Origin of the sequence: Luteimonas gilva, from assembly GCF_005239095.1 — a bacterium.
GTDB lineage: Bacteria > Pseudomonadota > Gammaproteobacteria > Xanthomonadales > Xanthomonadaceae > Luteimonas_C > Luteimonas_C gilva.
Genome location: NZ_SZUA01000002.1, coordinates 16,963 through 27,000 on the forward strand (window position 1 = coordinate 16,963; position 10,038 = coordinate 27,000).

A 10,038-nucleotide genomic window follows, 5' to 3' on the forward strand; every position below is an offset into this window, starting at 1 on the left:
ACCATGAACACCGCCGACGCCATCGTTGCGAACGAAGACCGCAACGCTTCCTTCCTGCTCACGCCGCCGCCCACCGCCACCGCGATGAGCGTGACCAAGCGCAACGGCGGCCGCGAGCCGGTCGATTTGAACAAGATCGTGCGCGCCGTGCAGCGCTGCTGCGAAGGCCTGCACGCGATCGATCCGATGCGCGTGGCCACCCGCACCATCTCCGGCCTGTACGACGGCGCGAGCACGCGCGAACTGGACGAATTGTCGATCCGCACCGCCGCGCTGCTGACCGCCGAAGAACCCGAGTACAGCCGGCTCGCGGCCCGCCTGCTGGCGGGCTACATCGCCAAAGAAGTCGCCGGCCAGGAAATCCACGCCTTCTCGCAATCGATCGCGCGCGGCTTTGATGTCGGCCTGATCAACGACCGCCTGCTGGAATTCGTGCAGACCAACGCGCGCAAGCTCAACGACGCCCTGGATCCGTCGCTGGATCTGCATTTCGACTACTTCGGCCTGCGCACGCTCTACGACCGCTACCTGCTGCGCCACCCGCACACCCGCAAGGTCATCGAAACGCCGCAGCAATTCTTCCTGCGCATCGCCTGCGCGCTGAGCGAGGACGTGCCCGAAGCCTTGGCGCTGTATCGCCGGATGGGCAACCTCGACTATCTGCCGAGCTCGCCGACGCTGTTCAACAGCGGCACCACCCACGAGCAGCTCTCGTCCTGCTTCCTGCTGGATTCGCCGCAGGATTCGCTGGAATCGATCTACCAGAAGTACGGCGACATCGCCCAGCTGTCCAAATTCAGCGGCGGCATCGGCGTCAGCTACACGCGGGTGCGTTCGCGCGGCTCGCTGATCAAATCGACCAACGGCCATTCCAACGGCATCGTGCCGTGGCTGAAGACGCTGGATTCCTCGGTGGCCGCGGTCAACCAAGGCGGCAAGCGCAAAGGCGCGGCCTGCGTCTATCTGGAGCCGTGGCACGCCGACGTGGAGGAATTCCTGGAACTGCGCGACAACACCGGCGACGAGGCGCGGCGCACGCACAATCTGAATCTCGCCAACTGGATTCCCGACCTCTTCATGAAGCGGGTGGAAGCCGGCGGCGAGTGGTCGCTGTTCGACCCGCGCATCGTGCCCGAATTCACCGACCTGTTCGGCGAAGCCTTCGAACTCGCCTACGAACAAGCCGAAAAGCAAGGCAAAGCGGTCAAGACCGTGCCGGCGCGAGAACTGTACGGCCGGATGATGCGCACCCTGGCCCAGACCGGCAACGGCTGGATGACGTTCAAGGACAAGTGCAACCGCGCCAGCAACCAGACCGGCAAGCCCGGCAACGTCATCCACTTGTCGAACCTGTGCACCGAAATCCTCGAGGTGACTTCGGCCGATGAAACCGCGGTATGCAACTTGGGCTCGATCAACCTCGTCCGCCACTTCGACGAGGACGGCTATTTCGATTTCGACAAGCTCGGCGAAACCGTGCGCCTGGCGGTGCGCCAGCTGGACCGCGTGATCGACCTGAACTTCTATCCGATCGAATCGGCGCGCCGCGGCAATCTGCGTTGGCGCCCGGTCGGCCTGGGCGTGATGGGATTGCAGGACGTGTTCTTCAAGCTGCGCCTGCCCTTCGACGGCGAACCGGCGCGCGCGCTGTCGGCGAAGATCGCCGAGACGATCTATTACTGCGCGCTGGAGACTTCGTGCGAACTGGCCGAAGAACGCGGCCGCCATCCTTCGTTTGCCGATACGCGCGCCGCCGCGGGCGAGCTGCAGTTCGACGCCTGGAGCGTCGCGCCGGAAAACATAGAACGCTGGGAAGCCCTGCGCGCGCGCATCCGCGAACACGGCTTGCGCAATTCGCTGCTGATCGCGATCGCCCCGACCGCGACCATCGCCTCGATCGCCGGCTGCTACGAATGCGTCGAGCCGCAGGTCAGCAACCTGTTCAAGCGCGAGACGTTGTCGGGCGACTTCCTGCAGGTCAACCGCTACCTGGTCGTCGAGCTGAAGAAGCTGGGACTGTGGACGCCGGAGATACGCGACGCGATCAAGCAGGCCGAAGGTTCGGTCCAGGGCTTGGCCCAAGTGCCGGAAACGCTGCGCGCGATCTACCGCACCGCCTGGGAGATTCCGATGCGCTCGCTGATCGACATGGCCGCCGACCGAGGTGCCTTTATCGACCAGTCGGCCTCGCTCAATCTGTTCATGGAAAGCCCGAACATCGGCGCGATGTCGTCGATGTACATGTACGCGTGGAAGAAGGGCATCAAGACGACTTACTACCTGCGTTCGCGGCCGGCGACGAAGATCGCGAAGACGACGGTGGGCGAAGCGGCAGCGGCAGTGGCGCCGAGCGACGCGGTCGCCTGCTCGCTGGAAAATCCGGAATCCTGCGAGGCGTGCCAGTGAAGCAGGAACTAGTGGTGAGGAACTAGGAATTAGTAGGGGTGTGGCGGAGCTGCCTGCGTAGGCTGGTAAGCATTTTGCTGATTTCGACGATCAACGACATCGCATCGGCCAACGATCGCTCCGTCAACCAACCTAGTTTCAAGCAAAGGAGAAGCTGGGTGTGCAATTCGGATAGCGATCCATGTGCGATTGCGAGGAACTGACGCTTCTCCTTTCTGGATTCTCGCGTCCATCCTTCTGCGATGTTGCTCGGAACGGAGATCGCCGCCCTGGTGATCTGCAACCTGATTCCGAACCGCTCCACGCTAGGTAACGATGTCGATTGCCGGCACACCGACTCGGCCAATTGCATCGCCTTGTTCCAGACAACCGCATTCCTGTAATTCACGCGTCACCTCGCAGTCGATTCAAGCCTGGCATCCCAAACCCAGTTTCGCTCTAGGAAAACCTTTATGACCGCGTCAGAAAATGCCCTGCTAGTTTCTAGTTCCTCACCACTAATTCCTTGCCTTCTCTCCCCCGGCTTCGAACTCACCCTGCGCCCGATGCGCTACCCGCAGTTCTACGAGATGTACCGCAACGCGATCCGCAACACCTGGACGGTGGAGGAAGTCGACTTCGCGCTGGACGTCAACGACCTGAAGCACAAATTCGGGCCAGCCGAACGCCATTTGATCGAGCGCCTGGTCGCGTTCTTCGCCACCGGCGATTCGATCGTGTCCAACAACCTGGTGCTGAACCTGTACCAGCACATCAACGCGCCCGAGGCGCGGATGTATCTGTCGCGGCAGCTGTACGAGGAAGCGCTGCACGTGCAGTTTTACCTGACCTTGCTCGACACCTACCTGCCGGACCCGAACGAACGCGCCAAGGCCTTCGCCGCGGTCGAGAACATCCCTTCGATCCGCAAGAAGGCCGAGTTCTGCTTCAAATGGATCGACTCGATCCAAGACCTGCAGCGGCTCGAGACGCGCGAGCAGCGCCGGCGCTTCCTGTTGAACCTGGTCTGCTTCGCCGGGTGCATCGAAGGCTTGTTCTTCTTCGGCGCCTTCGCCTACGTCTACTACCTGCGTTCGCGCGGCCTGCTGCACGGCCTGGCTTCCGGCACCAACTGGGTGTTCCGCGACGAAAGCTGCCACATGGCCTTCGCATTCGAAGTGATCCGCACCGCGCGCGAAGAAGAGCCGGACCTGTTCGACGACGACTTCCGCGCGCAAGTGCTGCAGATGATGTCCGAAGCGGTGGATTGCGAGGCCGCGTTCGCCGAAGACACGCTGTCCGGCGGCGTCGCCGGCCTGTCGCTGAGGGATATGCGCCAGTACTTGGAATACTGCGCCGACCAGCGCCTGGCTCAGCTCGGCATGCTCAAGCATTTCGGCGCGCGCAATCCGTTCCCGTTCATGGATCTGCAGGACGTGCAGGAACTGACCAATTTCTTCGAGCGCCGCGTATCGGCTTACCAAGTCGGCGTGCAGGGCGAGGTCGGCTTCGATCATGCCTTCTGATTCGGGCGGAACGCCCGCACCCATCGAGGCGCGGCTATTGGAGATGGTCTTCCCGGACCACACCAACCACCTCGGCACCCTGTTCGGCGGGCAAGCGCTGGCGTGGATGGACAAAGCGGCCTTCATCGCCGCTTCGCGTTACGCGCGCCGCAGCGTCGTCACCGCGCGTTCGGAGCAGGTGGATTTCCGATTGCCGATCCGGCAGGGCCAATTGGTCGAAGCCGTCGCGCGGATCGTTGAAGTCGGCCGCAGTTCGATGCAGGTGGAAGTGGAGCTGATCGCCGAAGATCTGCTCAGCGGCGAACGCGAGCCGTGCACGCGCGGCCGGTTCGTGATGATCGCGTTGGATGCGCGCGGCCGACCCACAGCGGTGCCTTCGTTGCCGGCATAGGGCGCGGTGTCAGGCCGTTCCTCTTTTGTTAGACAGGAAGAGAATCCAGTCGCGCTGCGTTCGTATCGGATAATCTGGCCGCATGTTCGATGCTTATTTGGCCCGTTGGGCCCTGACTCCCGACGGTCCGCCGCTGCACACCCACAGCAGCGACCTCTTGCCCGTGCGCTATCGCGACCGCCCCGCGATGCTGAAGATCGCGCGCGAAGCCGAAGAAAAGCTCGGCGGACTGCTGATGCGATGGTGGGACGGCGACGGCGCCGCGCCCGTGCTCGCGTACGAAGGCGACGCGTTGCTGCTCGAGCGCGCGATGGGCACGCGCTCGCTGGCGTGGATGGCCGGCAACGGCCAGGACGACGAGGCGGCGCGCATCCTCTGCGCCGCCGCCGCGCGTTTGCATGCGCCGCGCGCGAAGCCTTTGCCGGAGTTGATCGGGCTGGAACCCTGGTTCGAGCAATTGTGGCCGGCGCCGTCGAAGTACGGCGGCATCTTCGCCGAGTCGGCGCGCACCGCGCGCCTGTTGCTGGACGATCCGCAGGATAGCGTCGCGCTGCACGGCGATCTGCACCACGACAACGTGCTCGATTTCGGCGAACGCGGCTGGTTGGCGATCGATCCCAAACGCCTGCACGGCGAGCGCGGTTTCGATTACGCCAATATCTTCTGCAATCCGGAAGAACGCACCGACGTGGCGCAGGAGCGTTTCGGGCGACGCGTCGAGATCGTCGTCGAGGCGTCAGGCATCGAGCGGCGACGCTTGTTGCAATGGATCCTGGCCTGGTGCGGTTTGTCCGCGGCCTGGCGATTGGACGACGGCCAGAGCGCGGAGATCGATCTGCCTATCGCGGAGCTCGCTCTCGCCGAGCTCAACTCTTTGTAGAGCGGGCGAACCCCGCTGTTTTTAGTCCTCCCCTCAAGGGAGGGTTGTGTGGGGATGGGTTTCGAGCCGCGGCGTGAACCCATCCCCAGCCTTCCCCCTTGAAGGGGAAGGAGACAAGCAAAGCAACGGAGCAAGCTCCGCTCTACACAAGCAAAAATCAGCCTTTGGCCTCGGCGTAACGCCGCGCCACTTCCTTCCAGTCGATCACGTTGTAGAACGCGGCGATGTATTCGGGTCGGCGGTTCTGGTACTTCAGGTAATACGCGTGTTCCCACACGTCCAAGCCGAGGATCGGCGTATGGCCGGAGCCGACGCCCTTCATCAGCGGGCTGTCCTGGTTGCCGCTGTCTTCCACCGCCAACTTGCCCTTGCCGTCGACGACCAGCCAAGCCCAGCCGCTGCCGAAACGGCCGACCGCGGCCTTGGTGAAGGCTTCCTTGAATTTGTCGAAGCCGCCGAGATCGCTGTCGATCGCTTTCGCCAAATCGCCGTCGGGCTGGCCGCCGCCGTCGGGACTCATCACCGTCCAGAACAAGCTGTGGTTGGCATGGCCGCCGCCGTGGTTGCGCACCGCGCCGCGCTTGGCTTCGGGCACGGCGTCCAGATCGCGGATCAGCGCTTCGACCGGCTTGTCGGCCAGCGGCGTGCCGTCGACCGCTTCGTTGAGCTTGTCGACATAGGTCTGGTGGTGCTTGGTGTGGTGGATTTCCATCGTCTTCGCGTCGACGTGCGGTTCGAGCGCGTCGTAGGCGTAAGGCAGTTTGGGAAGCGTGTAAGCCATCGTCCTGCTCCATCGTGGGGGTTGGCGCAACCGATATGGCGCCTGCCCGCGCATGATGGAAGAGCGGCGATGAAAGAGCCGTCAGGACGATGTGTTGCGCGGTGCTGCGGCGCGCTCAAGTTAAGACCGCGTCAACTCGCCTGCTGCGCCAAGCGGCGTCGGCGGACGACGCTGAGCGCCGCGTACAGCGCGATGAGCAATGCCAAAGCGCCGCCGAGCGCCATCCATTCCTTGGCGGTCAACGTCGCCACGATCGCGGTCATGGCCAGCACCGAAATCAGCGGCACCAGGATCGCGCCTCCCGGCAGCACGAAGGGTTCGCCGCGTTCGCGCAGGTCCAACCGTTGCAAGCGCCAAGCCGACGCGCACACCAGGATGTAGACCAGGCAGTTGCCGCCGCCGGAAATCAGCACCAGCGCGTCGAAGCCGCCGGACACCAACGACGACACGTCCAGCACGCTGGCCAAAGCCAAGACGCAAGCGCAACCGGCGTGGGCGGTGATCGCGAGCAGCGGGACGCGGTATTTGGCGCTGACCGCGCCGAAAGCGCTGGGCAGATAGCCGTCGCGGCCGAGCGCGTAGACCAGGCGCGACGTGCCGAGCAGATTGCCCATCAGGAAGCCGAGCATCGACACGCACGCGGTGAGCAGCAACAGCACGCGCGCCGGCTGCCACAGCGCGCCGGCGGTGTCGGCCAGCGGCACGCCGCTTTTGCCGAGCGCAAGCCCGAGCACGCCCTGGCTGACGATCTGCAGGCCCAGATACAGCAGCACTACCAGCAGGATCGCGGCGATCGTCGCGCGCGGCACGCTGCGCGACACGTCGCGCACTTCGCCCGACGGGATCAGCGCGGTCTCCATGCCGGAGTAGGCGAACATCACCAACACCATCGAGGTGCCCATCGCGCCCCACGACGGCACGTCGGTCCAGTTCACCTGCGTCCAATCGACGAAGAACAGGCCCACCGCGGTCAGCAGGAACAGCGGCGTCAGTTTCAGCGTCGCCAGGGTGGCGATCGCGCGCGCGCCGAGCTTCACGCCGAACGCGTTCAACAGGAAGATGATCAGATAGACGCCGGCCAACAGCGCCGCGCGCATTTGCGGCGTTTCGAACGCGGGGAACAAGCTGGCGACCTGCACGCCCAGTGCGGCGGCGACGCCGGCGCTGGAAGCGACGTTGCTGATCCACATCAACGCGCCGGCGACGAAACCGGCGAACGGCCCGAACGCCGCGCTGGCGTAGGTGTAAGGCCCGCCCGTCGCCGCCGCGCGGCTGCCGACCGCGGCGAAGCATAAGGCGACCGGCAGGATCGCCAGCGCGCCGGCGATCAACGCCAGCGGCGCGGCCGCGCCCATTTGCGCCGACAGCGTGGCCGGCATCTTGAAGATGCCGGCGCCGACGATGATGTTGATCACCGCCGCGGTCAACGCGAACGATCCCACCGCGCGCACCAACGCGGCCTCGCCTTGCAATGCGCCGCCGTGGGGGGCGGATCGTGGATCGCTCATGGTCGGCCTCGTTCCCGGACGGCGCAGACTCGCACGGACCCGCCCCCGGACGCGAGTGCTGGGTTAGCATCGCTGCGTTCCGGACGGAGCCCGACGATGCGATTCCTCACCCTGGCCGCGCTCGGCGCGTTGATGTCGATCGCTCCGCAAGCCGACGCCGCGGACGCCGATGCCCTGGCCGCGAAGGTCGACGCGAAGGTGCTGGCCTGGCGCCGCGACCTCCACCAGCACCCCGAACTCGGCAACCGCGAAACGCGCACCGCCAAACTGGTCGCCGACCATCTGCGCAAGCTCGGCTTGCAGCCCAAGACCGGCGTCGCCCACACCGGCGTGACCGCACTGCTGAAAGGCGGCAAGCCCGGGCCGCGGATCGCCTTGCGCGCCGACATGGACGCGTTGCCGGTGACCGAACGCAATGCGCTGCCGTTCGCATCCAAGACCACCGCCACCTTCCGCGGCGAAACCGTCGGCGTGATGCACGCCTGCGGCCACGATGCGCACACCGCGATCCTGATGGGCGTGGCCGAAGCGCTGGTCGCGATGAAGGCCGAACTGCCGGGCGAGGTGCTGTTCGTATTCCAACCGGCGGAAGAAGGCCCGCCGGACGGCGAGCGCGGCGGCGCACCGCTAATGCTGGAACAAGGCTTGTTCGCCGATTCCAAACCCGACGCGGTGTTCGGCCTGCACGTATTCAGCACGCTCAACGCCGGCCAGATCGGCTTGCGCGCGGGGCCGACGATGGCCGCTTCCGACCGGTTCGAACTCACCGTGAAGGGACGCCAGACGCACGGCTCGCGGCCGTGGAGCGGGGTCGATCCGATCGTGGCGACCGCGCAGATCATCGACAACGCGCAGACCATCGTCAGCCGCCAGATGGACATCAGCAAGCAGCCGGTGGTGCTCACCTTCGGCGCGGTCAAGGGCGGCGTGCGCCACAACATCATTCCCGATCAAGTGCAGACCATCGGCACCATCCGCACCTTCGACGAAGGCATGCGCCAGGACGTGTTCGCGCGCTTGAAGAACCTCGCCGAACACGTCGCCGCCGCGCACGGCGCTACGGTCGACGCGAAGATTCCGCTGGAAACCGAAGGCAACCCGGTCACCGTCAACGATCCCGCGCTGGCCGCGCGGATGCGGCCGAGCTTGGAGAAGATCGCGGGCGCGCAGAACGTGGTCGACATGCCGCTGGTGATGGGTTCGGAGGATTTCTCGTATTACGCGCGGCAAGCGCCGGGGCTGTTCTTCTTCGTCGGCGCGACGCCGCAAGGGCAAGACGCCTCGAAGGCGCCGAGCAACCATTCGCCGGAATTCTTCTTGGACGAATCGGCACTGAAGCTGGGTACGCGGGCGATGCTGCAGGTGGCTTTGGATTATCTGCACGGCGGCGCAGCCGCGAAGTAGCCGCGCTTTAGTCCCTCTCCCTCTTGCGGGAGAGGGACAGGCGCGAAGCGCCAGGGAGAGGGGTCGGCTTTTGGCCAAATGCTGCAAACCGAGGAAGAGCACTCGCTTCGCTCGTTCCCCGCTCCTGCCCTTCGGGCATCCTCTCCCGCAAGGGGAGAGGAAAAAGCTGCCGCATCGCTGCTGCTGTTTCATTTTTGAAGCAAAACAGAATCTCCAACATTCCTCGCTATTCGACGAACAAACCCGCGCCAGCGCATTAATATGCGCGCATGACCCCCGCCCTTCCCCTCGGCCGCGAAGTCGCCTACCCGGCGCACTACGACCCCGCGCTGCTCTATTCGATCCCGCGCGCGTTGGGCCGCACCGCGCTCGGCGTTTGGGACGAGGCCTTGCCCTTCGTCGGCTACGATCGTTGGCACGCCTACGAACTGAGCTGGCTGGACCCGCGCGGCAAGCCGCAAATGGGCACCGCCACGCTGCGGGTGCCCGCGGATTCGCCGAACCTGATCGAATCCAAATCTCTCAAGCTGTACTTGAACTCCTTCAACGCGCATCGCTTCGACGGCGCCGATGCGGTGCTTTCGACGATGGTCGAAGACTTGTCGCAAGCGGCCGGCGCCGACGTCGCCGCCGAATTCGGGCTGCCGCCTTTCGGCGACGCCGACGAAGCCGAATCCATCGACGCGCTCGATATCGACATCGACCGCTACGGCCCGCCCGATCCCGCTTGGCTGAAAGCGGACCCGAGCGCGATCGTCGAAGAAACCCTGGCTTCGTCCCTGCTGAAATCGAACTGCCCGGTCACCGGGCAACCGGATTGGGCCAGCCTGCGCGTGAGCTATCGCGGCCCGCGTCTGGATCGCGCCGGCCTGTTGCGCTACCTGGTCTCGTTCCGCGACCACGCCGAATTCCACGAGCAGTGCGTGGAGCGGATTTTCGTCGACGTGATGGCGCGCTGCGCGCCGGGGTCGTTGTCGGTCGAGGCGCGCTACACCCGCCGCGGCGGCTTGGACATCAACCCTTGGCGGGCGACCCCGGACCGGACCGCGCCCGAGCCGCGGCGCGACCCTCGGCAGTAACCGTTTTCGTACGTCCGGTTCACATAGCCGCAATGCTTTCTTAACAAGACTCGTGCAAACGTGCGCCATCCGGACCGGGTCCGG

The 10,038-nt window shown here is 65.0% G+C and carries 9 protein-coding genes; 6 read left to right on the forward strand and 3 right to left on the reverse strand.

The genetic code is table 11. From position 1 onward, the window contains the following. The first annotated feature begins 3 nt into the window (after positions 1-3). Positions 4-2,406 (forward strand): ribonucleoside-diphosphate reductase subunit alpha, encoded by a 2,403-nt coding sequence (locus tag FCE95_RS08045; RefSeq protein WP_137266516.1) that lies wholly within the window; start codon positions 4-6, stop codon positions 2,404-2,406. 22 nt (positions 2,407-2,428) lie between these two features. Here FCE95_RS08045 and FCE95_RS17475 read toward each other — a convergent pair whose 3' ends face one another. Further along, positions 2,429-2,758, reverse strand: coding sequence for a four helix bundle protein (locus FCE95_RS17475; RefSeq protein WP_137266517.1), 330 nt, complete (start codon positions 2,756-2,758; stop codon positions 2,429-2,431). A gap of 100 nt (positions 2,759-2,858) precedes the next feature. Between FCE95_RS17475 and FCE95_RS08055 the strand changes: the two genes are divergently transcribed. The 3 genes from FCE95_RS08055 to FCE95_RS08065 all read left to right on the forward strand — a co-directional run bounded on the left by FCE95_RS08055 (position 2,859) and on the right by FCE95_RS08065 (position 5,182). Beyond that, on the forward strand, positions 2,859-3,911 hold the full coding sequence (locus FCE95_RS08055; RefSeq protein WP_137266518.1) for a ribonucleotide-diphosphate reductase subunit beta: 1,053 nt from the start codon (positions 2,859-2,861) through the stop codon (positions 3,909-3,911). Further along, complete coding sequence (locus FCE95_RS08060; RefSeq protein WP_137266519.1) at positions 3,901-4,302, forward strand: acyl-CoA thioesterase; 402 nt, start codon at positions 3,901-3,903, stop codon at positions 4,300-4,302. Before FCE95_RS08055 ends, FCE95_RS08060 begins: the two co-directional genes overlap by 11 nt. A gap of 82 nt (positions 4,303-4,384) precedes the next feature. Continuing rightward, on the forward strand, positions 4,385-5,182 hold the full coding sequence (locus FCE95_RS08065) for an aminoglycoside phosphotransferase family protein (RefSeq protein WP_137266520.1): 798 nt from the start codon (positions 4,385-4,387) through the stop codon (positions 5,180-5,182). Positions 5,183-5,339: 157 nt separating this feature from the next. Here the strand turns inward: FCE95_RS08065 and FCE95_RS08070 are convergent, their stop codons facing one another. Together FCE95_RS08070 and FCE95_RS08075 are read right to left on the reverse strand one after the other, a co-directional pair. Further along, entirely contained in the window at positions 5,340-5,963 is a 624-nt protein-coding gene (locus FCE95_RS08070; protein WP_137266521.1) for a superoxide dismutase, read from the reverse strand. 131 nt (positions 5,964-6,094) lie between these two features. Then, entirely contained in the window at positions 6,095-7,471 is a 1,377-nt protein-coding gene (locus tag FCE95_RS08075; RefSeq protein ID WP_137266522.1) for an APC family permease, read from the reverse strand. A gap of 96 nt (positions 7,472-7,567) precedes the next feature. Here FCE95_RS08075 and FCE95_RS08080 point away from each other — a divergent pair, with 96 nt between their 5' ends. Further along, positions 7,568-8,875, forward strand: a complete 1,308-nt coding sequence (locus FCE95_RS08080) for an amidohydrolase (RefSeq protein WP_137266523.1) — start codon at positions 7,568-7,570, stop codon at positions 8,873-8,875. Between the two features lie 269 nt (positions 8,876-9,144). Continuing rightward, on the forward strand, positions 9,145-9,954 hold the full coding sequence (queF, locus tag FCE95_RS08085; RefSeq protein ID WP_137266524.1) for an NADPH-dependent 7-cyano-7-deazaguanine reductase QueF: 810 nt from the start codon (positions 9,145-9,147) through the stop codon (positions 9,952-9,954). The last annotated feature ends 84 nt before the right edge of the window (positions 9,955-10,038 follow it).

Excerpts from the sequence above, each read along its gene's own strand:
- queF (WP_137266524.1), top strand. The coding sequence starts at position 9,145 with ATGACCCCCGCCCTTCCCCTCGGCCGCGAAGTCGCCTACCCGGCGCAC.
- FCE95_RS08070 (WP_137266521.1), bottom strand. The coding sequence starts at position 5,963 with ATGGCTTACACGCTTCCCAAACTGCCTTACGCCTACGACGCGCTCGAA.
- FCE95_RS08065 (WP_137266520.1), top strand. The coding sequence starts at position 4,385 with ATGTTCGATGCTTATTTGGCCCGTTGGGCCCTGACTCCCGACGGTCCG.
- FCE95_RS08075 (WP_137266522.1), bottom strand. The coding sequence starts at position 7,471 with ATGAGCGATCCACGATCCGCCCCCCACGGCGGCGCATTGCAAGGCGAG.
- FCE95_RS08060 (WP_137266519.1), top strand. The coding sequence starts at position 3,901 with ATGCCTTCTGATTCGGGCGGAACGCCCGCACCCATCGAGGCGCGGCTA.
- FCE95_RS17475 (WP_137266517.1), bottom strand. The coding sequence starts at position 2,758 with ATGCAATTGGCCGAGTCGGTGTGCCGGCAATCGACATCGTTACCTAGC.
- FCE95_RS08080 (WP_137266523.1), top strand. The coding sequence starts at position 7,568 with ATGCGATTCCTCACCCTGGCCGCGCTCGGCGCGTTGATGTCGATCGCT.
- FCE95_RS08055 (WP_137266518.1), top strand. The coding sequence starts at position 2,859 with ATGACCGCGTCAGAAAATGCCCTGCTAGTTTCTAGTTCCTCACCACTA.
- FCE95_RS08045 (WP_137266516.1), top strand. The coding sequence starts at position 4 with ATGAACACCGCCGACGCCATCGTTGCGAACGAAGACCGCAACGCTTCC.